The organism is Nocardioides pakistanensis, from assembly GCF_054781215.1.
Genome location: NZ_BAAGUV010000033.1, coordinates 49064 through 72119 on the forward strand (window position 1 = coordinate 49064; position 23056 = coordinate 72119).

Annotated in this window: 21 protein-coding genes and 1 pseudogene; 16 read left to right on the plus strand and 6 right to left on the minus strand. The window is 71.6% G+C overall.

Translation table 11 applies throughout. The features are described from left to right. Positions 1-81: 81 nt before the first annotated feature. Together ACYVIH_RS12770 and ACYVIH_RS12775 are read left to right on the plus strand one after the other, a co-directional pair. On the plus strand, positions 82-1614 hold the full coding sequence (locus ACYVIH_RS12770) for an ABC transporter permease subunit (RefSeq protein ID WP_460869830.1): 1533 nt from the start codon (positions 82-84) through the stop codon (positions 1612-1614). Between the two features lies 1 nt (position 1615). Beyond that, a complete protein-coding gene (locus ACYVIH_RS12775; protein WP_460869831.1) occupies positions 1616-2467 on the plus strand; it encodes a sugar ABC transporter permease in 852 nt (283 codons plus the stop codon). Positions 2468-2555: 88 nt separating this feature from the next. Here the strand turns inward: ACYVIH_RS12775 and ACYVIH_RS12780 are convergent, their stop codons facing one another. Both ACYVIH_RS12780 and ACYVIH_RS12785 read right to left on the minus strand, forming a co-directional pair. Continuing rightward, positions 2556-3224 (minus strand): DsbA family oxidoreductase, encoded by a 669-nt coding sequence (locus tag ACYVIH_RS12780; RefSeq protein WP_460869832.1) that lies wholly within the window; start codon positions 3222-3224, stop codon positions 2556-2558. Positions 3225-3263: 39 nt separating this feature from the next. Then, a complete protein-coding gene (locus ACYVIH_RS12785; RefSeq protein ID WP_460869833.1) occupies positions 3264-4286 on the minus strand; it encodes an aldo/keto reductase in 1023 nt (340 codons plus the stop codon). A gap of 178 nt (positions 4287-4464) precedes the next feature. Between ACYVIH_RS12785 and ACYVIH_RS12790 the strand changes: the two genes are divergently transcribed. Next, entirely contained in the window at positions 4465-5286 is an 822-nt protein-coding gene (locus ACYVIH_RS12790) for a Bax inhibitor-1/YccA family protein (RefSeq protein WP_460869834.1), read from the plus strand. Between the two features lie 87 nt (positions 5287-5373). Here the strand turns inward: ACYVIH_RS12790 and ACYVIH_RS12795 are convergent, their stop codons facing one another. Beyond that, on the minus strand, positions 5374-6414 hold the full coding sequence (locus ACYVIH_RS12795) for an SGNH/GDSL hydrolase family protein (protein WP_460869835.1): 1041 nt from the start codon (positions 6412-6414) through the stop codon (positions 5374-5376). A gap of 36 nt (positions 6415-6450) precedes the next feature. On the opposite strand from ACYVIH_RS12795, the gene ACYVIH_RS12800 reads away from it, so the two are divergent. Both ACYVIH_RS12800 and ACYVIH_RS12805 read left to right on the plus strand, forming a co-directional pair. Continuing rightward, complete coding sequence (locus tag ACYVIH_RS12800; protein ID WP_460869836.1) at positions 6451-7842, plus strand: cystathionine beta-synthase; 1392 nt, start codon at positions 6451-6453, stop codon at positions 7840-7842. 163 nt (positions 7843-8005) lie between these two features. Beyond that, positions 8006-8941 carry a collagen-like triple helix repeat-containing protein gene (locus tag ACYVIH_RS12805; protein ID WP_460869837.1) on the plus strand — a complete coding sequence of 312 codons (936 nt, stop codon included), beginning with the start codon at positions 8006-8008 and terminating at the stop codon, positions 8939-8941. Positions 8942-8993: 52 nt separating this feature from the next. Here ACYVIH_RS12805 and ACYVIH_RS12810 read toward each other — a convergent pair whose 3' ends face one another. Continuing rightward, on the minus strand, positions 8994-9884 hold the full coding sequence (locus tag ACYVIH_RS12810) for an ABC transporter substrate-binding protein (protein ID WP_460869838.1): 891 nt from the start codon (positions 9882-9884) through the stop codon (positions 8994-8996). Positions 9885-9962: 78 nt separating this feature from the next. On the opposite strand from ACYVIH_RS12810, the gene ACYVIH_RS12815 reads away from it, so the two are divergent. From ACYVIH_RS12815 to ACYVIH_RS12865, 11 genes and pseudogenes are all read left to right on the plus strand, one after another. Beyond that, complete coding sequence (locus ACYVIH_RS12815) at positions 9963-10907, plus strand: hypothetical protein (RefSeq protein WP_460869839.1); 945 nt, start codon at positions 9963-9965, stop codon at positions 10905-10907. 73 nt (positions 10908-10980) lie between these two features. Continuing rightward, complete coding sequence (locus tag ACYVIH_RS12820) at positions 10981-11763, plus strand: TSUP family transporter (protein ID WP_460869840.1); 783 nt, start codon at positions 10981-10983, stop codon at positions 11761-11763. Continuing rightward, complete coding sequence (locus ACYVIH_RS12825) at positions 11760-12392, plus strand: YigZ family protein (protein ID WP_460869841.1); 633 nt, start codon at positions 11760-11762, stop codon at positions 12390-12392. The genes ACYVIH_RS12820 and ACYVIH_RS12825 overlap by 4 nt, the downstream gene beginning before the upstream one ends. 159 nt (positions 12393-12551) lie before the next feature. Beyond that, positions 12552-13169, plus strand: a pseudogene (locus ACYVIH_RS12830) (alpha/beta fold hydrolase); the annotation flags it as partial. 154 nt (positions 13170-13323) lie between these two features. Beyond that, positions 13324-14085 carry an ABC transporter ATP-binding protein gene (locus ACYVIH_RS12835; protein ID WP_460869842.1) on the plus strand — a complete coding sequence of 254 codons (762 nt, stop codon included), beginning with the start codon at positions 13324-13326 and terminating at the stop codon, positions 14083-14085. 6 nt (positions 14086-14091) lie between these two features. Next, on the plus strand, positions 14092-16506 hold the full coding sequence (locus ACYVIH_RS12840; protein WP_460869843.1) for an ABC transporter permease: 2415 nt from the start codon (positions 14092-14094) through the stop codon (positions 16504-16506). 112 nt (positions 16507-16618) lie between these two features. Beyond that, positions 16619-17254 carry a hypothetical protein gene (locus ACYVIH_RS12845; RefSeq protein WP_460869844.1) on the plus strand — a complete coding sequence of 212 codons (636 nt, stop codon included), beginning with the start codon at positions 16619-16621 and terminating at the stop codon, positions 17252-17254. A gap of 145 nt (positions 17255-17399) precedes the next feature. Beyond that, positions 17400-18362 (plus strand): ABC transporter ATP-binding protein, encoded by a 963-nt coding sequence (locus ACYVIH_RS12850; RefSeq protein ID WP_460869845.1) that lies wholly within the window; start codon positions 17400-17402, stop codon positions 18360-18362. After that, a complete protein-coding gene (locus tag ACYVIH_RS12855) occupies positions 18355-19257 on the plus strand; it encodes an ABC transporter permease (RefSeq protein WP_460869846.1) in 903 nt (300 codons plus the stop codon). Before ACYVIH_RS12850 ends, ACYVIH_RS12855 begins: the two co-directional genes overlap by 8 nt. Beyond that, a complete protein-coding gene (locus ACYVIH_RS12860; protein ID WP_460869847.1) occupies positions 19254-20207 on the plus strand; it encodes an ABC transporter ATP-binding protein in 954 nt (317 codons plus the stop codon). Before ACYVIH_RS12855 ends, ACYVIH_RS12860 begins: the two co-directional genes overlap by 4 nt. Next, positions 20204-20956 carry an ABC transporter permease subunit gene (locus ACYVIH_RS12865; RefSeq protein WP_460869848.1) on the plus strand — a complete coding sequence of 251 codons (753 nt, stop codon included), beginning with the start codon at positions 20204-20206 and terminating at the stop codon, positions 20954-20956. Before ACYVIH_RS12860 ends, ACYVIH_RS12865 begins: the two co-directional genes overlap by 4 nt. A 42-nt stretch (positions 20957-20998) precedes the next feature. Here the strand turns inward: ACYVIH_RS12865 and ACYVIH_RS12870 are convergent, their stop codons facing one another. After that, positions 20999-21583, minus strand: a complete 585-nt coding sequence (locus tag ACYVIH_RS12870) for a mycothiol transferase (protein WP_460869849.1) — start codon at positions 21581-21583, stop codon at positions 20999-21001. 50 nt (positions 21584-21633) lie between these two features. Beyond that, entirely contained in the window at positions 21634-22899 is a 1266-nt protein-coding gene (locus ACYVIH_RS12875; protein WP_460869850.1) for a GNAT family N-acetyltransferase, read from the minus strand. Positions 22900-23056: the final 157 nt, after the last annotated feature.

A 23056-nucleotide genomic window follows, 5' to 3' on the forward strand; every position in this document is an offset into this window, starting at 1 on the left:
GCCGGTGCCGTCGCAGCTTCCGCTCCCCGCGGGCGACGGCACCGGCATCGCGCGTCAGGCACCACCGACGAGGGGTTTGGGATGAAGTACAGCACCGGTGTCCTGGTGCGCTACGCGCTGTTGGCCCTGGTCAACGCGCTCGGCATCTATGCGCTGATGGCGCTCGGCGAGCTCGGCATGTGGAAGGGCTTCGCCGCCGTCCTGGTCGCGACGGTCGCGATCGACGTCGTCTACGCCACCGGCCGCTTCGTGCCGATGAAGTACCTGATGCCCGGCCTGGTGCTGCTGCTGGTCTACCAGGTCTACGTCGTCTTCTACACCGGAGCCGTCGCGCTGACGAACTCCTCGGAGTTCAACGCCGGCGACCAGCAGCGCTCGGTCGACGTGATCCTCGCCCAGAACGAGCGGCGGGTTCCCGACTCGCCGCAGTACCGCCTCACGGTGATGGACCGCGACGGGGAGCTCGCGTTCCTGGTCACCAGCCCCGAGGGCGAGGTCTCGGTCGGCACCGCCGACGAGCCGCTCGAGGAGGTCGACGGCGCCACCCGCGACGAGTCCGGCAAGGCCGTCGCCCTCGACGGCTACCAGCCGCTGTCGTACGCCGAGATCATCGGACCCCGGTCGAAGGAGATCACGACCTACCGGGTGCCGTTCAGCGACGACGCCGAAGACGGCAGCCTGAAGACCCAGGACGGCTCGAACGCCTACGTCTACAAGCCTGCGGCGGTCTACGACGAGGATGCCGAGACGATCACGCGGGAAGGGGTCGTCTACACCGCCGACCACGAGACCGGCTACTTCGTCAGCGCGAACGGGGACCGGCTCACCCCCGGCTGGAAGGTGTTCGTCGGGTTCGACAACTTCAAGCGGATCCTCACCAACGACGAGATCCGCGGGCCCTTCCTGCAGATCCTGATCTGGACGATCGCGTTCGCCGCGATCACCGTGCTCGGCACCTTCGCCCTCGGCCTGTTCACCGCGATGGTGCTCAACGACCCGAGGATGAAGGGGCGCCGGCTCTACCGCTCGCTGCTGCTGATGCCCTACGCGATCCCGGCGGTGATCTCGGCCGGCGTGTTCCGCGGCATGCTCAACACGCAGTTCGGCTTCGTCAACGAGGTGCTGCTGTTCGGCGCCGAGCTCGACTGGCTCGGGGACCCGTGGCTGGCGAAGATCTCGCTGATCGTGGTGAACCTGTGGCTGGGCTACCCCTACATGTTCCTGGTCGCCACCGGCGCCCTCCAGGCGATCCCGAACGACGTGATCGAGGCGGCACGCATCGACGGCGCCGGGGCGTGGAACATCTTCCGCAACGTCAAGCTGCCCTACATCCTGATGGCGACCGCACCCCTGCTGATCGCGTCCTTCGCGTTCAACTTCAACAACTACACGCTGGTCGCGGCGCTCACCAACGGCGGGCCGCCGATGGCCGACGCCGAGGTCTCCGCCGGCCACACCGACATCCTGATCACCTTCGTCTACGAGCTGGCGTTCGGCGGCGAGCAGGCGCAGTACGGCTTCGCGTCGGCGATCTCGATCCTGATCTTCGTCTTCGTCGGAATCATCTCCGTGATCGGCTTCCGGCAGACCCGTCGCTACGAGGAGATGAGCTGACATGCGGTGGTTCAAGGAGACCGGCTGGCGTCACCTGTACGGCGCCCTGCTGCTCGTGGTCGCACTCTTCCCGATCGTGTTCATCCTGTCGGCGTCGCTGAACCCGACCGGGTCGATCTCCGACACCAACCAGCTGTTCGGCAACGTGTCTCTGCAGAACTACCGCGACCTGTTCACCGACCCGCAGAACCCGTTCCTGGCCTGGTTCATCAACACGCAGGTGCTGGCGATCACCACGGCCGTGCTCACCGTGTTCCTCGGTGCCATGGCGGCCTTCTCGTTCTCCCGCTACCGGTTCAAGGGCCGTGAGGCAGGGCTGGTCGGCCTGCTGCTGGTGCAAATGTTCCCCCAGCTGCTCGCCTACATCGCGATCTTCCTGCTGCTCGCCGCGATCGGCGAGGTGTTCCCGGCGCTGGGTCTCGGCTCGCGGCTGGGGCTGATGTTCGTCTACCTCGGCGGTGCGCTGGGTGTGAACACGTGGCTGCTGAAGGGGTTCTTCGACTCCGTGCCGCGCGACCTCGACGAGTCAGCGAGGATCGACGGGGCCTCGCATGCCGACATCTTCTTCCGGATCATGCTGCCGCTCGTCGTACCGATCCTCGTGGTGGTCGGCCTGCTCTCCTACGTCACCACCGTCGGTGAGCTGGTGCTGGCCCGGATCCTGCTCGGCGACGACGTCGACAAGCAGACGATGGCCGTGGGCCTGTTCGGCTTCATCTCCGAGCAGTTCAGCCAGAACTGGGGGGTCTTCGCCGCCGGCGCGATCCTCGGCTCGCTGCCGCTGATCATCCTGTTCCAGTTCCTGCAGCGCTACATCGTCGGCGGGATGCTGGCCGGCTCGGTCAAGGGCTGAGCCTCGGTCCCGGGTACGGCGCACACGCCGTCCTCGCACACCGGGGCCCCCTGGTCGCCGGAGACCATCTGGAATCTCGGCGTCTCGCTCATGCCTGCACCTCCTGGGCCGCGGCCGCCTGTCCCAGCGCGTCGGCGAAGACGGCCGGGTCCTGAGCGCCGGAGACACCGAACCGCTGGTCGATGACGAAGAACGGCACTCCATTGATCCCGTAGGCGCGGGCCTGCGCGATGTCGGCGCGCACCTCGTCGAGGTAGGTCTCCTGCGCGAGCGCCTCGAGCACCTCGCCGCGGTCCAGACCCACCTCGCTCGCCAGGTCCGCGAGCTGCTCGTGGTGGCCGACGTGGCGGCCCTCGGTGAAGTACGCGCGCAGCAGCCGCTCCTTCATCTCGTGCTGCACGCCCCGGGCGCGTGCGAGGTGGAGCAGCTGGTGCGCCTTGAGCGTGTTGGTGTGCCGCAGCGCCGCGTAGTCGAAGTCGAGCCCGACGGAGGCGGCGACCTCGGTCATCTGCTCCAGCATCGCCCGGACCTGCTCCACGGGGAGACCCTTGTGGTCGGCCAGGAAGTCGACCTCGGTGCCCTCGAAGTCCACCGGGGTGTCGGGGGCCAGCTCGAAGGAGTGGTACTCCACCTCGACCGTCCGGTCGGGGTGGCTCTCGGCGAACCGGCGCACGCCCTCCTCGAAGCGCCGCTTGCCCACGTAGCACCACGGGCAGGCGATGTCGGACCAGATGTCGACCTTCAGCGCAGAGCTCATGTCAGGGCCAACTTGGTTGAACCCGTAACTATTCCGGCGTCACTCGTCGATCGAGGACATGTCGGGGTAGCGCTGACCGGCCACGGCGTCACGCGGCACCGCCTCGTCCAGGCGGGCGAGGTCGGCCACGCTCAGCCCGACCGCGGCGGCGGCGACGTTCTCCTCGAGGTAGCTCACCCGCTTCGTGCCCGGGATCGGGACCACGTCGGCCCCCTGGGCGAGCACCCACGCCAGCGCGAGCTGGCCCGGGGTCACCCCCTTCTCGGCGGCGATCTCGCGGATCCGCCCGACCAGCGCCAGGTTGTTCTCCAACGCCTCGCCCTGGTAGCGCGGGTGGTGCCGCCGGAAGTCGTCGGCGGAGAGGACGTCGAGGGAGCTGATCGCGCCGGTGAGCATGCCGCGACCCAGCGGCGAGTAGGGGACCAGGCCGATTCCCAGCTCGCGCAGGGTGGGCAGGATCTCGTCCTCGACGTGCCTGGTGAACAGGGAGTACTCCGTCTGCAGCGCGGTGACCGGGTGCACGGCGTGGGCCCGGCGGATCGTCGCCGCCGACGCCTCCGACAGCCCGAGGTGGCGCACCTTGCCGGCCTGCACCAGCTCGGCCATCGCACCGACGGTCTCCTCGATCGGGATGGTCTTGTCGACGCGGTGCTGGTAGTAGAGGTCGATGTGGTCCACGCCGAGCCGCTCGAGGCTGGCGTCGCAGGCGCGGTGGACGTACTCCGGCTTGCCGTTGATCCCGAGCCGGGTGCCGTCGGGCAGGCGCTCGTTGCCGAACTTGGTCGCCAGCTGCACCTCGTCACGGCGACCGGCGATCGCGCGGCCGACGAGCCGCTCGTTGGTGAACGGGCCATACATGTCGGCGGTGTCGAGGAAGGTCACGCCGAGGTCCAGGGCGCGCCGGATGGTGGCCGTGGCCTCCGCCTCGTCGGCGGTGCCGTAGAACTCCGACATGCCCATGCAGCCCAGGCCCATCGTGGACACGGTGAGTGGGGTGTCGGTGCCGAGGGTCCGAGTGCCCAGGGTGGAGGTGTCGGGTGCGGTGCGGCTCTGGTCGGTCATGGCGACGAGTCCACCGCGTCGTACGCCGATGATCAAGGGCTGTCTCGCCGGCGGCGGGCGGGAACACCGGGCACGTCCGCGTCGTTGAACGGATATCCGTCCCTAGGATGGGAACTCGGTTCACGACGGCGCCCAGAGCCGGGCGTCGCGACAAGGCCTCCAAGGAGGAGACCAACACATGCAGAGCAGCAACCCGGTATTCGCGCGGTCCGAGGGTTTCAACGGCCGCCGCACCAGCCAGAGCGGGGTCACCTACCCCGACTACAACCAGCCCTCCGCGTGGGGCACCGGCGCGCCGCAGGCACCTGAGTACTACGCCCCGGCCCCGCCGTCGGCGCCGATGACCATCGACTCGGTGGTCCAGAAGTCCGCGATCACCCTGGGCCTGGTCATCGTGACCGCGGCGCTCACCTGGGTGATGCTGCCCGAGTCGATGCTCGGCCTGGCGTGGATGGGCGGCGCGTTCGCCGGTCTCGGCCTCGCGCTGGTGATCTCGTTCAAGAAGACGATCAGCCCCGCGCTGGTCCTCGCCTACGCCGTCGCCGAGGGTCTCTTCGTCGGTGCGATGAGCAAGACCTTCGAGGCGATGTTCGGCGACGGCATCGTGCTCAACGCGGTCGTCGGCACGATGGCCGCGGTCATCGGCACGCTCGCGGCCTACAAGTTCTTCAACATCCAGGTGACGCCGAAGTTCCGCAAGTTCGTGGTCGCCGCGATGTTCGGCTTCGTCGGCCTCGTGCTGCTCGACTTCGTGCTCGGATTCTTCGGCGTGGCAGTCGGCTTCAACAACTTCAGCACGCTCGGCCTGGTCATGAGCGTGATCGGTCTGGCGCTCGGTGTGCTCATGCTGATCCTCGACTTCGACTTCGTGGAGCGCGGCGTCGCCGCAGGCCTTCCGGAGCAGGAGTCGTGGCGTGCGGCCTTCGGCCTGACCGTGACCATCATCTGGATCTACATCGAGATGCTGCGGATCCTGGCGATCCTCCGCGGCCAGGAGTGACCTCCGCCGTACGACGAGCAGCTCGCTGACCGAGGGCCCCGGACCTGTTCCGGGGCCCTTCGTCGTGCCTGGGCTCTCGGGGGCGGCTCAGCCGCCGGTCGACGACTCGCCCTCGACCGCCGGCTCGCCGTCGCCGACAGGAGTCTCCGGCTCGCCCTGGGGGCGGCGCCGGCGATGGCGGAGCAGCACCCAGCGGCCGCGGGCGCCACGCTTGGAGCCGCCGACCTCGGTGCCGTCGATCTCGGTGCCCGGTGTCCTGGCTGCCTCCACCGCGGCGTAGGAGATCGGCATGACGCCCTCCCCGCGGAACGCCTCGGGCCACAGGTCCTCCGGCGGGATCACACCGACCGCGGCGAGCACCGACGGCAGGAGCACCGAGGCCATGCTGGAGTAGCCGGCCGCGGACGGGTGGAACTGGTCGGGGCCGAACAGCAGCTTCGGGGAGGCGCTGAACTCCGGGCCCAGGATCGAGCCGAGCGAGACCGTCCGGCCGCCCGCCTCCACCACCGCGATCGTCTGCCCGGCGGCGAGCCGGCGGCTCCAGGCACGCGCGACCTGGCGCAGCGGCGGCGCGATCGGCTCCACGGTGCCCAGGTCGGGGCAGGTGCCGACGACGACCTCGACTCCGGCGTCGCGCAGCCGGCGGACGCCCTGCTCCAGCAGGCGCACCGACTCCGACGGCAGCACCCGGTGGGTCACGTCGTTGGCCCCGATCAGGATCACCGCGACGTGCGGCTCCATGGTCAGCGCGACGTCGATCTGGCCGGCGAGGTCCCGGGACTGCGCGCCGACGAACGCCAGCGAGCGCAGGTACACGCGACGGTCCGCGCCTTCGGCGAGACCCGAGGCGAGATGCGCCCCTGGGGTGTCCTCGACCTTCTCGACGCCGTACCCCACCGCGCTGGAGTCACCGAGCAGCGCCATCTTCAACGCCGGGCCGGGCCGGCCCTTGCCGTACCAGCCGGTGGCGTCGGGCGTGGGGTCCTCGACGACGTTGCCGATCGTGCGACGGGCCAGCTTCGCCTCGGCGGTGAGCACACCGAGCAGCGATGCGCCGAGCACGGAGACGCCGCCCCCGCCGTACGCGGCGGCGGCAGCGAGCTTGCGAGCGGCGGCGGCTTTACCCACGAAGCCCATGCTACTGATCACCCCTAGACTGGCCCGGTGCGTTACGTGAACTCGCTTCTGGACCTGGTGGGCGACACCCCCCTCCTCCGACTCAACCGGGTGATGGACGACCTGGCCGGCAAGGGGCCGATGGTGCTTGCCAAGGTGGAGTACCTCAACCCGGGCGGCTCGGTGAAGGACCGGATCGCGCTGCGCATGGTCGAGGCCGCCGAGGCCGACGGCTCGCTCAAGCCGGGCGGCACGATCGTCGAGCCGACCTCGGGCAACACCGGCGTCGGTCTGGCGATGGTGGCGCAGGCCAAGGGCTACAAGTGCGTGTTCGTGTGCCCCGACAAGGTCAGTGAGGACAAGCGCAACGTGCTCAAGGCGTACGGCGCCGAGGTGGTCGTCTGCCCGACCGCGGTCGCGCCCGAGCACCCGGACTCCTACTACAACGTCTCCGACCGGCTGGTCCGTGAGATCAAGGACGCCTGGAAGCCCGACCAGTACTCCAACCCGAACAACCCCCGCTCCCACTACGAGACGACCGGGCCGGAGATCTGGGAGCAGACCGACGGCAAGATCACGCACTTCGTGTGCGGCATGGGCACCGGCGGCACGATCAGCGGGGTGGGCCGCTACCTCAAGGAGAAGAGCGGCGGCAAGGTGCAGGTCGTCGGCGCCGACCCCGCCGGCTCGGTGTACTCCGGCGGCACCGGCCGGCCCTACCTCGTCGAGGGCGTCGGGGAGGACTTCTGGCCCTCGACGTACGACGCCACGGTCGCCGACCGGGTGATCGAGGTCTCCGACGCAGACTCGTTCGCGATGACCCGCCGGCTGGCGCGCGAGGACTCGTTGCTCGTCGGCGGCTCCTCGGGCATGGCGGCCTTCGCGGCGATCCAGCTCGCGCACGAGCTCAGCCGTGAGCCCGGTGGCGAGGACGCGGTGATCGTCGTACTGCTGCCGGACTCCGGGCGCGGCTACCTGACCAAGGTGTTCAACGACGAGTGGCTCGGCCAGTACGGCTTCCTGCCCGCCGCCGACGACCAGACCGTGGGACAGGTGCTGCGCGGCAAGAGCGGCGAGCTGCCGGCCCTCGTGCACACGCACCCCAACGAGACGATCGCGGAGGCCGTGCACATCCTGCAGGAGTACGGCGTCTCCCAGATGCCGGTCGTGCGCGCAGAGCCGCCGATCATGGCCGCCGAGGTGGCCGGCTCGGTGTCGGAGCGCGCGCTGCTGGACGCGTTGTACGCCGGGACGGCGAAGCTGTCCGACCCCGTCGAGCAGCACATGAGCGAGCCGCTGCCCTCGATCGGCTCCAACGAGCCGGTGTCCGACGCCGTCGCCGCGCTCGAGAACGCCGACGCGCTCCTGGTGCAGGAGGACGGCAAGCCCGTCGGCGTCGTGACCCGGCAGGACCTGCTCTCCTACATCGCCCGCCGCTGACGCTTTCCGGCCCACCCGGCGCCCGCCGGACCGCCTCCTAGCAGCATCGGCGAAGTCCGGCATGGCCGGAACTTCATCAGTTCTGACGATTTTCCTGACGCGCTGCCCTCCTAGGGTCCCACTGTGGCTCAGGCCACTTCCGAAGAACGAGTGGGGGTTTGGCATGTCATTCATCAACAGCAGGCCGGTGGCGGTCGGCGTGGGCGCCGCGGTCATCGTGGGCCTCGGCGCCGCCGGCGCCGTCGCGGACGGGCTGATCGGCTCGCCCGACATCCGCGACGGCAGTGTCCGGTCGGTCGACATCAAGGACGAGACGATCAAGCCGCGCGACATCAAGAACGGTGCGGTCACCGCCGCCAAGATCAGGGACGGCTCCGTCGGCGAGGCGGAGCTCTCACCGGCGCTCCGCGGCCTGCTCGCCAAGGCCGGCGTCGCCGGCCCTCAGGGCGAGAAGGGCGACAAGGGGGAGAAGGGCGACCCGGGTCCCGCCGGGCCGCAGGGGCCTGCGGGTCACAGCGGGTCCACCTACCCCGAGCGCTTCGGCGTGCTGGACAAGGACAAGGTCGGTGCCGGCACGCGGAAGATCCCGTACATGGGTGAGGTGTTCCCGAGCCGTGAGCTGTCGGCCCAATCGCAGAAGCTGCTGGGTGCCCTGGGCGACGTTGACGACGAGATGGCCGAGCTCACGGTCACCCAGGTCACCGTGCCGCGCGGCACCTACCTGCTTAACGCGCAGGCGAACGTGACCGAGGGGGACGGTCGTGCGCTGTACATGTTCGCGGTGATGATGGACGACGGTGACCACAGCGAGGACACGACGGACGACGGGCTGGTCAGCTTCTTCAGCCCCGACTGGGTGTTCCCGGGTGAGTTCCTGGCGTTCCCCAGCGGCGCCGACACACGGACCGTGTCAGTTGACGGTCCCACCACGTTCACCCTGCTCGCTGCCGGGCTGGGCGATGTACTCCGGATCGAGTCCGACGAGCCTGAGAAGCCGTCCTTCAAGGTCGAGGGGTCGTTGAGCCCGGTCCGGATCTCCGATGCCTTCGACGATCGGCTGCAGCTCCTGATCAACCCCATGTTCGGCGGCTATCTCTGAGCAGTTCTGTCGAGGGGCGGTCGTGCGTTTCGCGCGGCCGCCCCTTCGGCGTTCAGCGGATGCGGCGGGCCATCGTCGCGGGCGGGTCGCCGAAGAGGTCGGGGTGCAGGATCGCGGCGAGTGCCTCGACGCCGTCGACCAGGCGCGGCCCGGGCCGGGCGAAGGACGCGTTCGCGTCGACGGCCCACACCGGCACGTCGTCGGGCAGCACCCCCGACGCGACGACCTCCGAGGCCAGGTCGGCGGACTGCTCGAGCCCGTAACCACAGGGCGCGCAGACGACCACCTCGGGGGCGGCCGCGACGACATCGGCCCAGTCGACCCGGTGGGACTTCTCGCCGGCCGTGCCGAGGACGCAGTCTCCGCCGGCGAGGGTCACCATCTCGGGCACCCAGTGGCCCGGGGCGAACGGCGGCTCGGTCCACTCCAGCACGAGGGCTCGCGAGCGCGGCGCGCCTGCGGACCGCCGTACGACCTCGTCGAGCCGGCCGCGCAGCGAGGTGACCAGCGCGTCGGCCTCCGCCTCGCGCGCGGTGGCCTTGCCCAGTGTGGAGATCGAGGCCAGAACCTCGTCCAGCGTGTGCGGGTCGATGGTGAGCACCTCGGCGGTGCAACCGAGGTGGGCAAGCGCATCGTCGACCACGGAGACGTCCACGGCGCAGACCGCGCACAGGTCCTGGGTGACCACGAGGTCGGCGTCGAGTCCGGCGAGCGCACCCTCGTCGAGGTGGTAGAGGTCCTCGCCGCGGTGCATGGCCTCGGTGACGAACGCGTCGATCTCCTTCGGGCTCAGACCCTCCGGCATCGCGCTCGTCGAGACGATCGTGCGGGTGCGCGCCTCGACGGGGTGGTCGCACTCGAAGGTGACGCCGACGACGTCGTCGCCGGCGCCGAGGTCGAACAGGATCTCGGTCGTGGAGGGCAGGAGCGAGACGATGCGCATCGGCCGAGTCTGGCACGCTCCACTGATCTGGCGCGCCTGCGGCCCCGGCTCGGCATCGGGCCGCAATAGGGTGGTCCGGTGACCGATCCGCAGCAGATCCAGACCGAGCTCGAGCGCGCCGCGGAGGCTCGCGAGGAGCACGTCCAGCTGACCCGGCGCATCGACGGCGCGCGCCCGCACCTGGAGGGGCTGGTCGAGCGGGTCGCGGAGCTGCGCCGCAAGCTGGAGTCCGAGGCGGCCGACGTCGAGAGGCTGGAGACCCTGTCCGCGGCACGGATCTGGTCCCGCCTGAAGGGCACGCACGCCGACGACCTCGAGCGGGAGACCGCCGAGCGGGAGGCCGCGCGCTATGCCGTTGCCGAGGCCGAGGCGCGGCTGGAGGTGATGCAGCGCGAGCTCGACTCGCTGCTGAGCCGGCGTGCAGAGCTGGGTGACGTGACGGCCAGGTACGACCAGGCGCTCGCGGCGAAGCAGGCCTGGCTGGAGGGCAACGGAGGACCCGAGGCAGTCGAGCTCGCCGACATCGCGCAGCGCCGGGGTGAGCTGCTCGCGGTCGACAAGGAGATGCGCGAGGCCCACGCGGCCGGTACGGCGGCTCGCAGCCGGCTGGCCCGGGCGCTCGACGTGCTCGGCAGCGCCGGCTCGTGGTCCACCTGGGACGCCTTCGGTGGCGGTGGCCTGATGACCGACATGATCAAGTACCAGAAGGTGGACGAGGCCACCGCCCTGGTCAGGCAGGCCGACCAGGCCCTCGCGGCGTTCTCGCGCGAGCTCGCCGACGTGGACCTGCCGCAGGTCAACGGGGTCCAGGTGGACCAGATGATGCGCACCTTCGACGTGTGGTTCGACAACATCTTCAGCGACATGGCGGTGCGGTCCCGGATCGAGGACGCCCGCAACCGCGTGGGAGCCGCGCTGCAGCAGGTCGACCAGGCGCTCGCCGCACTCGCGCAGAAGGGCCGCGGCGTCGAGAGCGAGCTCGCGCGCCTGCAGAGCCGCAGGGAGCAGCTCCTGCTCGGCTGACAGAGCCGAGCAGCCCGCGACCGCACCGCGGGGTCTGCGCTGCCGCCGGGTCCGCGGTGGTTATGGTGCCTGCGTGGACGACCCGTCGCTGTGGACCTACGTGCTGCTCGGGCTCGCTGGTCTCCTCGCGGGCTGGGTCGACGCGGTGGTCGGCGGCGGCGGCCTGATCCAGCTGCCGGCCCTGGTGATCGGGCTGCCGGGCGCGGCGCCGGTGCAGATCCTGGCGACCAACAAGCTCGGCTCGGTGATGGGTACGTCGATCAGCTCGGTCACCTACTACCGGCGGGTGGGACCGGATCCGCGGACGTTCATCCCGCTGATGCTGCTGGCGTTCACCGGCTCGCTGGGCGGGGCGGTCGTCGCCTCGCACATCCCGAAGGAGGCCTTCGACCCGATCGTGCTCGTGGTGCTCGTCGCGGTCGGTGGCTACGTGCTGTTCAAGCCCGCGATCGGCGAGATCACCCGGCTGCGCTTCGCCGGGCACCGGCACACGCTCGCCGCGATGGCCGCCGGCGCGGTGATCGGCTTCTACGACGGCGCGCTCGGCCCGGGCACCGGCTCGTTCCTCGTGTTCACGCTGGTCGGCCTGCTCGGCTACAACTTCCTCGAGGCCTCGGCGAAGGCGCGGATGGCCAACTGGGCCACGAACGTCGCCGCCCTCGTCGTCTTCGTCCCGCAGGGCGCGGTGCTCTGGAAGGTCGGCCTGGTGATGGGCGCGTGCAACCTGGTCGGCGGCTACGTCGGGGCGCGCACCGCCGTGGCGAAGGGCGGCGGGTTCGTCCGCGTGGTGTTCGTCGTCGTGGTCGGCGCGTTCATCGTCAAGATCGGCTCGGACGTGCTCGGGCGGCTGTGGTGAGCGACCCCGCGTCGTACCTCACCGTCGCCGGCCCCGCCGTCGCCGAGATCGAGGTCAAGCGCTCCCGGTTCATCTGCCGGGTCGAGCCGGTCGCCACCGAGGAGGCGGCGCGCGCGGTCGTGGAGGAGGAGCGGCGGAGCTACTGGGACGCCCGGCACCACTGCTCGGCGTTCGTGCTGGGCCCGACCGCGGAGGTGCAGCGCTCCAACGACGACGGCGAGCCGTCGGGCACCGCGGGCGCGCCGATGCTGGAGGTGCTGCGCGGTCGCGAGGTCAGCGACGTGGTCGCGGTGGTGACCCGCTACTTCGGGGGCGTGCTGCTCGGCGCCGGCGGCCTGGTCCGCGCCTACTCCGACGCCGTCCGCGCCGGGCTCGACGCCGCGGGGACCCGGGAGCGGCGGCTGCTCGCCCGCTACGACGTCGCGGTCCCGCACGCGGATGCCGGTCGCCTCGAGCACGGCCTGCGCGCGCACGGCGTCGTCGTGCTCGGCGTGGAGTACGGCGCCCAGGCGGTGCTGCACGTCGCCGTACCGGCCCCCGACGCCGAGCGGCTGCCGCACCTGCTCGCCGAGCTCAGCGGCGGCGAGCTGCACCCGGAGCCTGCCGGGAGCGGCTGGGTCGACGGCTGACCCGCCGGAGAGCCGGGGACTTCCGGCTCTGTGCGCCCCCCTCGCCCGGTGCCACGGTGGAAGTAGCCGTGGCCGGGTGCTCCCGGACCCGGTCCGGCGCCCCTGGACTGAGAGGAGGGGCCGGAGATGGGCGACTACGTCGACATCGGTCCTGTGCACATGTGGTACGAGCACCGCGGTGAGGGCGAACCGCTCCTGCTCCTGCACGGAGGCCTGGACACCAACGCCTTGTGGGTGGCCCAGCTCGAGGCGTTGGTCGGGCACTACCGGGTCTACGCCCCCGAGCGCCGCGGACACGGGCACACCGCGGACGTCGACGGCCGGCTGTCCTACGACGTGATGGCGCACGACATGGTCGCCTTCGTCGACAAGGTCGTCGGCGAGCCGGTGCGGGTGGTCGGCTGGAGCGACGGCGCGATCGTGGGGCTGCTGATGGCGATGGCCCGCCCGGACCTGGTCCGCAGCCTGGTGCTGATCGGCGGCGCCGCCGACGTGGCCGGCTACGTGCCGGAGTTCCACAAGATCGCCCGGCTGCCCGGCGACAGTGAGGAGTTCCAGTCGTTCCGGGCCGTCTACGGCGCGGTCTCCCCGGACGGGCCGGAGCACTGGCCGGTGGTGTTCGGCAAGGTCACCGCGATGTGGCAGTCCGAGCCGCACATCCCGGTCGACGACCTGGAGGCCGTGCGCGCGGCCACTCTGCTGGTCTGCGGCGACGACGACCCGGTCTCGCTGGAGCACACCGTCGCGATGTACCGCGCGATCCCGGGCGCCGAGCTCGCGGTGATCCCGGGCACCTCCCACCTCGCCCCGCTGGAGAAGCCCGACCTGGTCAACCGGGTCCTGCTCGACTTCCTGCGGGGGGGGGGAGACCGTCCCCGAGGTGCTCCCGGTACGACGGGCACCGGCTCGCGTCTAGCCGGGGGAGACCGAGATGAGCGACACGGTCCAGTCCCGTGCCGTCGATGCACGCATCGGCTCGGAGGGCACGCGGATCGACCTCGACGAGATCTGCCGCTACTTCCAGGTCGGCGACAGCGTGGTCAAGGCGCTCGACGACGTGAACCTACATGTCGACGAGCGCGCTTTCGTCGTCGTGCTCGGCGCCTCGGGCTCCGGCAAGACGACGCTGCTCAACCTGATCGGTGCCCTGGACGCGCCGACCGCGGGCACGGTGCGGCTGGCCGGCGTCGACCTCACCGCGGCCTCGCGCGCGCAGCGGACGAAGGTCCGCCGGCACACGGTCTCCTTCATCTTCCAGAGCTTCAACCTGTTCCCGGGACTGACCGCGCTGGAGAACGTCCAGTTCGGCGCCGACGTGGCCGGGCGGGAGGACTCCGAGCAGGTGGCCCGGGAGGTGCTGGAGCGGGTCGGCCTCGGCGAACGGGCGGACCACTTCGCCCACCAGCTCTCCGGCGGCGAGCAGCAGCGGGTGGCCATCGCCCGTGCCCTGGCGACGGGGAACCCGATCCTGCTCGCCGACGAGCCGACCGGCGAGCTCGACTTCCGCACCGGCGTGCAGATCCTCGAGCTGCTCCGCGAGCAGGCCGAGACCGGCAAGACCGTCATCGTGGTCACCCACAACCGTGAGATCTCCCGGGTCGCGGACCGGGTGATCGAGCTGTCCAGCGGCCGGATCGTCTCGGACGGGCCACCGGCCGGCGGCCGGGCCGCGATCGGCGAGCTGCACTGGTAGGCCGTCATGACACGCAGAGGACTCTGGGTCCGCTGGTCCTGGCGCGACCTGCGCAACCGCTGGCTGCTGGTCACCGCGATCGCCCTGGTGATCGCGCTGGGCACCGGGACCTACGCCGCGCTGATGGGCTCCTCGGCGTGGCGGACCCAGTCCAACGACGAGAGCTTCGCGCTGCTGGACACCCACGACCTGAAGCTCACGCTGACCCAGGGCAGCACGACCGAGGAGGGGAGCCTGGCGGCCCTCGTGGCCGGGCTCGCGCACGCAGGTGACGTCGAGGCGGTCCGGGAGCGGCTGGTGCTGCCCACGCAGGTCGCCGGCCCCGACGACCTGCTGGTCCCCGGCGAGATCGTCGGCTCGGCGACGGGCTCCGAGGTGGACGGGATCTCCGTGGACGACGGCCGCGGGCTCGAGCCCGGCGACGACGCTGCCGCGGTTGCGGTGCTGGAGACCCAGTTCGCCGGGGCCAACGGCCTGGCGCCGGGCGAGCAGCTGACGATCTCCGGTGGTGCGCCGCTCGAGGTCGTCGGCCTCGGGCAGTCCCCGGAGTACTTCATCGTCACCGCGGGGGAGGGCGGCCTGCCGTTCCTGTCCGCGGACAGCTACGGGGTGCTGTTCACCACCCTGCACACCGCGCAGCAGGTCACCGGCACCCGAGGCCGGGTCAACGACGTGGTGCTCACCCTGCGCGAGGGCGCCGACCTGGACGCGCTGCGCACCGAGCTGACCGAGGCCCTGGCCGCGGCCGGCGCGGCGGGCACGGTCACCACGCGCGACGACCTCGACGCGTACCGGATCCTCTACGACGACATCGACGCCGACGCCCAGATGTGGCGGGTCGTGGCGCTGCTGGTGTTGCTCGGCGCGGCGTTCGCGGCGTTGAACTTGACCACCCGGATCGTCGAGGCGCAGCGGCGCGAGATCGGGATCGGGATGGCGCTGGGCGTGCCGCCGTGGAAGCTGGCGGTCCGGCCGCTGCTGTTCGGCGCGCAGGTCGCGCTGCTCGGGGTCGCGCTCGGGATGGTGGTCGGCTGGGCGGTCGGCATCCCGCTGCGGTCGGTGTTCGTCGACATGGTGCCGCTGCCGGTCTGGCAGACCCCGTTGCAGCTCACCGTGTTCGCCCAGGCAGCGGTGCTCGGCTTCGTGATCCCCTTCGCCGCGATCGCGTGGCCGGTGTGGCGGGCGCTGCGGGTGCAGCCGGTCGAGGCGATCCGGGTCGGCCACCTGGCCGCTCGTGGCGGCGGGCTGGCGCCGCTGCTGCGCCGGCTGCACCTGCCCGGCCGGGGCTACCGGCAGATCCCGCTTCGCAACGTGCTGCGCACGCCGCGCCGCAGCGCCCTCACCGCGCTCGGCATCGCGGCGTCGCTGACCTCGCTGGTCGCGGTGCTCGGCCTGCTCGACACGTTCAACGGCACTCTCGACCGGGCCGAGACCGAGGTGCTGCACGCCGCGGCCGACCGGGTCGAGGTCTCCCTCGACACGTTCGTGCCCCAGGACGGCGAGGAGGTCGCCTCGGTCGAGCGGCTGCCGTCGGTGGGCAGCCTGGACGCCGGCCTCCTCGTGCCCGGCACCGCCGGCTCCGACGGGGCCACCGTCGACCTGGTCGTGGAGGTCTTCCCCGACGACGCCGCCTGGGCACCCACGCTCACCAGCGGTACGTCGACCGGCGGGCTCGTGCTCGCCGAGAAGGCGGCCGCCGACCTCGGTGTCGTCGTGGGGGACACGGTGACCCTCGAGCACCCGCAGGCCACGGCCGCCGGGCTGCGCACGGCGCGGACGGAGCTGACCGTGACGGGTCTGCACCCCAACCCGATCCGGACGGTGGCATACCTCGCCCCGGACGCCGCCGCGCCCCTGGGCCTGACCGGCGCGGCCAACCTGCTGGTCGTGGTCCCTGCCGACGGCGCCACCTCCGACGACGTCCGCCGTGACCTGCTCAGCGTGCCGCACGCGGCCTCTGCGCAGACACCGGCCGCCGTGACCGAGGGCCTCCGGGGGAGCCTGGAGCAGTTCACGAGCATCATCCAGATCGCCGCGGTCGTGACCCTGCTGCTCGCCCTGCTGATCGCGTTCAACACCACCAGCATCGGGGTCGACGAGCGGTCCCGGGAGCACGCCACGATGCTGGCCTTCGGGCTGCCGGTGCGGACGGTGCTGACGATGACCTCGATCGAGACCGTGATCGTCGGTGCCATCGGCGCCGGGCTGGGCGTCGCGGGCGGCTACGCCGTGCTCGCGTGGATGACGCGGACCACGATCCCGGACGTGATGCCCGAGCTCGGCATGCAGGCGGTGCTGACCAGCACCACGATCTGGCAGGCGCTGGCCCTGGGCATTCTCACGGTTGCGATCGCGCCGCTGTTCACGCTGCGGCGGACGCGGAGGATGGACATCCCCTCGGCGCTGCGTGTCATGGAGTGAGCCCCGGACACCGCCCCCGGCCCGGCTCCCTACACTGATGCCCGAGGCCCGGAGCGCAGGCACGACCCCCCGCCGACCGGGTCGGCTCGCCTCCCGACGGATGTGGTTTCCGATGTTCCAGAAGGCCCTGCCCCTGTGGGCGCTGCGCGCTCTCGCCGGGCTCGTCGCGCTGTTGCTGCTGCTGATGACGGTCGGCCTGGCGCTGCTGCTGCCGCACATCCCCACCCTGGTCCGGGCGGCCGCCGACCTGCCCGAGGCGGTGCAGATCGTGGACCGGGCGCCGGAGACCCTGGACCAGGTCGAGCGGATCGACCGCAACGTCGAGACCCTGGTCCCACCGGTGGTCGACGCCACCGACGACCTCGGGTCCGTGGCGCCGAGCATCGAGAAGCTCGCGGGTCAGACCGACCGGTTGCTGACCGACCTGGAGGCCCTGGAGAAGTCGTCGCGGCCGCTCGGGGAGGCGGCGCCGGAGATGGCCCGCATGGCCGACCAGCTGGAGTCGCTGAAGCGGTCCCTGCGCCGCCTCGACGGCCAGCTGCAGGGTCTGGCCGACCTCGACCAGCCGCTGCGCGAGCTCGCCGACTCCGCAGGGCCGTTGCCCACCAGCCTCGACCGGCTGAACCGGAGCACGCTGGTGCTCGAGGCGTTGCCCCAGTGGTTCGAGGACCTGGAGCGGATCATGCGCCGGATGGCCCGGCACGTGCGGAACATCGACCAGAAGACCGGGCCCAACCTGTTCCCCTGACGGCGGCAGCCTCACCGGCGGCACGCGCCCCGGACCAGGTCGGGGGCATCCCTGGTTCCACCCCGGCAGCGGCGACGTCGGGCCTGGTCCGTCCCTAGAGTGGGCGTGCCGCACGGCAGCTCGTGCGGAGAAGGCGGGGAGCGAGTTGTCCATCATCACCACCCAGGGGCTGACCAAGCGGTTCGGCTCCGTGACGGCCGTCGAGGGCCTGGACCTGGAGGTCGACCCGGGCGTGGTCGGCCTCGTCGGGGCCAACGGAGCCGGGAAGTCGACGCTGCTGAAGATGCTGCTCGGCCTGCTCCCGGCCACGGAGGGCAGCGCGCAGGTCCTCGGCCTCGACATCGCCGCCGAGGGGCCGGCGATCCGCGAGCGGCTCGGCTACATGCCCGAGCACGAGTGCCTTCCTCCCGACGTGTCGGCCACCGAGCTCGTCGTACACCTGGCCAGGATGTCCGGTCTCCCCGCGACCGCGGCGCGAGAGCGGGCTGCCGACACGCTGCGTCACGTGGGTCTCTACGAGGAGCGCTACCGCCCGATCGGTGGCTACTCCACGGGCATGCGGCAGCGGGTCAAGCTCGCCCAGGCGCTGGTGCACGACCCCGCGCTGGTGCTGCTCGACGAGCCGACCAACGGGCTCGACCCGGCCGGCCGTGACGACATGCTCGGGCTGATCCGGCGGGTCTGGACGGAGTTCGGGATCTCGGTCGTGGTCACCTCCCACCTGCTCGGCGAGCTGGAGCGGGTCAGCGACGGGATCGTCGTGATCGACGCCGGCCGCCTGCTGAGGCACTCGACGACCGCGGACGCCACCGCGGAGACCGCGGTCGTGGTGGTCGAGGTGGACGGCGACCCGACCACGCTCGCCGGCCGGCTCGCCGACGCGGGCCTCGCGGTCCACGCCGACGGGGCCCGGCTCCAGGTCCGGGTCGAGGACGCCGCCGCCTACGACGCCATCCGCGACGGCGCCGCCGCGCTCGGGCTCGGTCTGGTCCGCCTGGAACGACAACGGCACCGGATGACCGAGATCTTCACCGGCGCACCGGCCGGCACCCCGGCCGGCACTCCGGCCGGCACTCCGGCCGACACGACTGGAGGCCACGATGGCTGAGGAACGCCTCACCGCGGCGAGCACGAGCGGTGCGATCCACGACATCGGCTACCGCCACTACGACGGGCCGCGCCTGGGCACCGGCTACATCCAGCGGTCGCTGTACGTCGACACGCTCAAGGGCGCCTTCGGGCTCGGCCGGGCCACCCGGTCGAAGGTGATGCCGATCCTGCTGCTGGCCGTGATGACCTTCCCCGCCCTCGTCCTCGCGATCGTCACCTCGGTGACCGGTGCCGACGAGATCCCGGGGGGCTACTCCGGCTACCTCTTCGACATCCAGGTGGTGATCGCGATCTTCGTCGGCTCGCAGTCGCCTGCGGTGGTCTCGCGCGACCTGCGGTTCGGGGTGGTGCCGTTGTACTTCTCCCGGCCCTTGGCGCGGGCGCAGTACGTCCAGGCCAAGTACGCCGGGCTCGCGACGGCGCTGTTCATCCTGGTCGCGCTGCCGCTGACCGTGCTGTTCGCCGGTGCGCTGCTGGCCGAGCTGCCGCTGAGCGAGCAGCTGGCGCCGTACCTGCGCTCCCTCATCGCCGCCGTCCTCTACGCCGTGGTGCTCGCCGGGATCGGCCTGGCGATCGCGGCGTTCACCCCGCGTCGCGGGCTCGGCGTGGCCGCGATCGTCGCCGTCCTGCTCGTGCTGTCCGGCGTGCGCGCGATCGTGGCCGGGCTCGGCATGGAGTTCGACCAGGAGGCCCTCGCGCAGTACGCCGGGCTGATCTCGCCGTTCACGCTGGTCGACGCCACCGTCACGCTGATCGGCGCGGACAGCTCGGTGGGCTCCGCAGGACCGCCCGACGGCCTGGGCGGGTTGGTGTTCCCGGTGGTCCTCGTCCTCGTGGTGGCCGGCTGCTATGCCGCGCTGGCCGCCCGCTACCGGAAGGTGTCCGGATCATGAGCGTCCTCGAGCTCGCCGGCGTCTCGCGCTGGTTCGGCAACGTCGTCGCGGTCAACGACGTCTCGATGCAGATCGGTCCCGGGGTCACCGGCCTGCTCGGTCCCAACGGGGCCGGCAAGTCGACGGTGATCAACATGATGGCCGGCTTCCTCGGCCCCTCGGCCGGGTCGGTCACCCTCGACGGGAAGCCGGTCTGGCGCGACGAGCAGGTCTACCGCCGGCTCGGCCTGGTCCCGGAGCGGGAGGGCATGTACGACGCGGTGTCCGGCCGCCAGCTCGTGCTCGCGAACGCCCGGCTGCACCGGCTCGCCGACCCGGAGGCGCCGGCTCAGCGCGCCATCGAGACCGTGCAGATGGCCGACGCCCAGGACCGGGAGATCCGCACCTACTCCAAGGGGATGAAGCAGCGCATCAAGATGGCCACCGCACTCGTGCACGACCCCGCCGTGCTCCTCCTCGACGAGCCCTTCAACGGCATGGACCCGCGCCAGCGGCTGCAGCTGATGGAGCTGCTGCACACCCTCGGCGAGGAGGGCAGGACGATCCTGTTCAGCTCGCACATCCTCGAGGAGGTCGAACAGATCGCGGCCCGGATCGAGGTGATGGTGGCCGGCCGCCACGCCGCCTCGGGTGACTTCCGGGAGATCCGCCGGCTGATGACCCAGCGCCCGCACCACTACACGATCCGCTCCAGCGACAACCGGACCCTGGCGGCGGCGTTGATCAGCGAACCCAGCGTCGAGGCCGTGGAGCTGGTCGGCGAGCACGGGAGCGTGGCCGGAGTCGGAGAGCACCAGACCGGTGCGCTGCTGGTGCAGGCCACCGACTTCGCGGCGTTCGTGCACGCGCTGCCGGCCACGGCGGCCCGGCACGGCATCCGGCTGTTCCACGTCCATCCCGCCGACGAGTCGCTGGAGAGCGTCTTCGCCTACCTGGTGGCCGCCCGATGAACGCCACCGTCGCCCAGCTCACCGCCCGCACCGTGCTCGGTCGCCGGCGCGCCGTCCTGCTCCTGCTGCTCCCACTGGCCCTGATCGTGCTGAGCGTGCTCGCCGTCGTGCTCGCGGGTCTCGACTCCGCCGGCGAGAACGCGCTGGACCCGGCACTGGCCGCGGACCTGGTCGGCGCCTTCGGGCTGGCCACCCTGCTCCCGCTGCTCGGCCTGATCGCCGGCACCGGGGTGATCGGCCCCGAGATCGACGACGGCTCGATCGTGTACCTGCTGTCCAAGCCGCTGAACCGGCACTCGATCATCCTGACCAAGGTCGCGGTCGCGATCGGCGTGATCACGGCGTTCGGGGTGGTGCCGATCGCCGCGGCAGGGCTGATCCTCACCGGCGAGGTCGGCGGTGTGACCGTGGGCTACACGGTCGGCTCGCTCGTCGCCGGAGTCGCCTACGCCGCGGTGTTCGTGCTGCTGGCCGTGATCAGCCGCAACGCGGTGGTGATCGGCCTGATCTACGCGCTGGTGTGGGAGTCGCTGGTCGGCCAGGTCGTGCCCGGCGCCCGTGCGCTCAGCATCCAGCAGTGGGGCCTGGCGGTGACCGAACGGATCGTCGGCTCCGACGCCGAAGCGCTCCGGGTGACCTCGGCGGTGGGCTTCACCACCGGCGTCGTGCTGCTCGCGGTCGTGACGGTCGGCTGCGCCTGGTACGCCGGGCACCGGCTCCGGTCATTGCGGGTCGGTCAGGAGAGCTGACCCGTCTCCCCGGAGCAGGAGGCTGGCCGCCGTACCCGGTGCTCAGCTCCGCCACGGGTCCCGGCCGACCTGCGGCCGCCAGCCCGCCGGCGGGTCCTCACCGACCCGGCCGTCGACGGCCTCCCGCAGCAGGTCGGCATGGCCGGTGTGCCGGCCGTACTCCTCGATCAGGTCGCACACCAGCCGGCGCAGGCTGAACCGGGTGCCGTCGGGCCAGGCCAGGTTGCTGGGCCGGTCGAGCCCGCCGTCCGCGAGGGCCGCGTCGAGTCGGCCGCGGGACCGGTCCACGGCGTCGTCCCACAGCGCGTAGAGCTGCTCGGGGGAGTCCTCGGCGGCGGACGTGAAGTCCCAGCCAGGGGTGGCGTCCCAGTCGACGTCGCGCCACGGCGAGTCCGGTGCCGTGCCGTGGAGCTTGTAGGTGAAGGTGAGGGTCTCGACCAGCGCCAGGTGCTTGAGCAGCCCGGCCAGGGTCAGCGTGGAGGCCCCGACGCGCAGCTGCAGTCCGGTGGCGTCGAGGTCGTCGGCCTTCCAGCGGAAGGTCGTGCGCAGCCGGTCGAGTGCACCGACGAGGTGCTCGACCTCGGTCCCCGCGGTCGGGGGCTCCCAGGGCATGTCGTTCTCGGCCATGGCGAAAACGCTAGTCCTCCGGGCAGGGTCGGGACAGGTCCTCGGGCGGGTCAGAAGCCGACCGCCGCCGTGGGCGCGACGTCGGTGCGCATCGCCCGCCACAGGTCGGCGACCGCTCCGGGACGCTGCTCCTCGACGAGCCCGGCGCGCTGCTGGGCGACGAGGTTGCCGCCGCCGAGGTACGCCGCACCCAGCGACTGTGTCGCCAGGCGGATGTCGGCGTCGTCGGAGGTGCGCGTCACCTCGGCCCGGCCGTCGGTGTCGGCGTGGATCCGCCAGGTGCCGGCGTTCCACGGCGCGGAGGTGTCCGTCACGTCGACGACCACGTCGCAGGGCGCGCTCCAGCTGCGCTCCTGCAGCGCCTCGGGGAGGTCGACCAGACGCACCCACAGGCTGTCGTAGGTCGCCACGTCGGCCGTCGACCGTGGTCCGCCGGCCCACTGCACCACCGGGTCGTCGACGCCCACCGTGCCGAGCTTGACGGTGCCGATCAGGTCGAAGTCGACCAGCCGGCGCAGCAGCGCGAGCTGCGTGGCGGGCTCACCGACCACGGCCCACACCGTCAGCTCGCCGGACGGGCGGGCCTTCTCCCACTTGTGGGCGCGGCGGAACATGGCGAACCCCGCGTCGGCGCCGTCGCGCCGGGCGAACAGCACCCGCCACGGCTCCTTGCCGCGCAGCTCCTCGGGAAGGGGACGGCAGATCCGCTCGTAGTAGCCGGCCTCGCCGACCACCGCTCCGAGACCGGCGGTGGCCAGGTGGACCTCGCGCATCCGCTTCGCGACGCCGGCGTCGGTCACGGTCACCAGCTGGGTGGTGATCGCCTCGGCCGCGTCGTCGAGGCCGGGTGCGGTGAGCGTCGTACCCCGGCCGAGGGTGACCTCGAGCTCGAGCGAGGCCAGGCCGTAGCCGTGCCGGCCGTAGATTCCCGGCTCGCTGGCGTGCAGGGCGGAGACGTAAGTGCCCTCCTCGGCGTGCACCTGCTCGAAGTGGTGCCGCAGCATCGCGCTGAGCACGCCCTTGCGACGCTGGTCGGGGTGGACCCCCACCCAGGTCAGGCCCGCGCACGGCACCTGGCGCACCTGCGGGGCGGGGCCGGGGATCGACAGGGTCAGCGGGAAGACGCCGTAGATCCCGGCGTGCGTGCCGGGGTCGCCTCCGTCGACGTCGGCGACGAAGCGGTGCTCCTCCGGGATCCCCAGCAGCTGCTCCTCCGCGGTCGCCGTAGGAATCTCGTCGAACCAGACCGTGTGCTCGGTGGCCAGGTAGCGCTCGGTGTCGGTCGCACGGGTGACGCGGATCGGGTTCTCGCTCATGGACCCAGCCAACCGCCGCACGGCGCGCGGCTCAACCGGTTTTGCCGGCGACGACGGGACCTCCTTCCCTGCCGCGGGGCTGTGTCGCCGTCCTAGCGTGGCGCGAGGAGGTGCTGCGATGGCCTCGACGACCCGACCGGCTCGGTCCGGAGTACCC

Bases quoted from the DNA above. Each gene is read 5' to 3' on its own strand.
- ACYVIH_RS12835 (WP_460869842.1), top strand. From the start codon at position 13,324: ATGAGCGACACGGTCCAGTCCCGTGCCGTCGATGCACGCATCGGCTCG.
- ACYVIH_RS12860 (WP_460869847.1), top strand. From the start codon at position 19,254: ATGAGCGTCCTCGAGCTCGCCGGCGTCTCGCGCTGGTTCGGCAACGTC.
- ACYVIH_RS12775 (WP_460869831.1), top strand. From the start codon at position 1,616: ATGCGGTGGTTCAAGGAGACCGGCTGGCGTCACCTGTACGGCGCCCTG.
- ACYVIH_RS12810 (WP_460869838.1), bottom strand. From the start codon at position 9,884: ATGCGCATCGTCTCGCTCCTGCCCTCCACGACCGAGATCCTGTTCGAC.
- ACYVIH_RS12780 (WP_460869832.1), bottom strand. From the start codon at position 3,224: ATGAGCTCTGCGCTGAAGGTCGACATCTGGTCCGACATCGCCTGCCCG.
- ACYVIH_RS12840 (WP_460869843.1), top strand. From the start codon at position 14,092: ATGACACGCAGAGGACTCTGGGTCCGCTGGTCCTGGCGCGACCTGCGC.
- ACYVIH_RS12770 (WP_460869830.1), top strand. From the start codon at position 82: ATGAAGTACAGCACCGGTGTCCTGGTGCGCTACGCGCTGTTGGCCCTG.
- ACYVIH_RS12855 (WP_460869846.1), top strand. From the start codon at position 18,355: ATGGCTGAGGAACGCCTCACCGCGGCGAGCACGAGCGGTGCGATCCAC.
- ACYVIH_RS12865 (WP_460869848.1), top strand. From the start codon at position 20,204: ATGAACGCCACCGTCGCCCAGCTCACCGCCCGCACCGTGCTCGGTCGC.
- ACYVIH_RS12845 (WP_460869844.1), top strand. From the start codon at position 16,619: ATGTTCCAGAAGGCCCTGCCCCTGTGGGCGCTGCGCGCTCTCGCCGGG.
- ACYVIH_RS12805 (WP_460869837.1), top strand. From the start codon at position 8,006: ATGTCATTCATCAACAGCAGGCCGGTGGCGGTCGGCGTGGGCGCCGCG.
- ACYVIH_RS12875 (WP_460869850.1), bottom strand. From the start codon at position 22,899: ATGAGCGAGAACCCGATCCGCGTCACCCGTGCGACCGACACCGAGCGC.
- ACYVIH_RS12870 (WP_460869849.1), bottom strand. From the start codon at position 21,583: ATGGCCGAGAACGACATGCCCTGGGAGCCCCCGACCGCGGGGACCGAG.
- ACYVIH_RS12785 (WP_460869833.1), bottom strand. From the start codon at position 4,286: ATGACCGACCAGAGCCGCACCGCACCCGACACCTCCACCCTGGGCACT.
- ACYVIH_RS12790 (WP_460869834.1), top strand. From the start codon at position 4,465: ATGCAGAGCAGCAACCCGGTATTCGCGCGGTCCGAGGGTTTCAACGGC.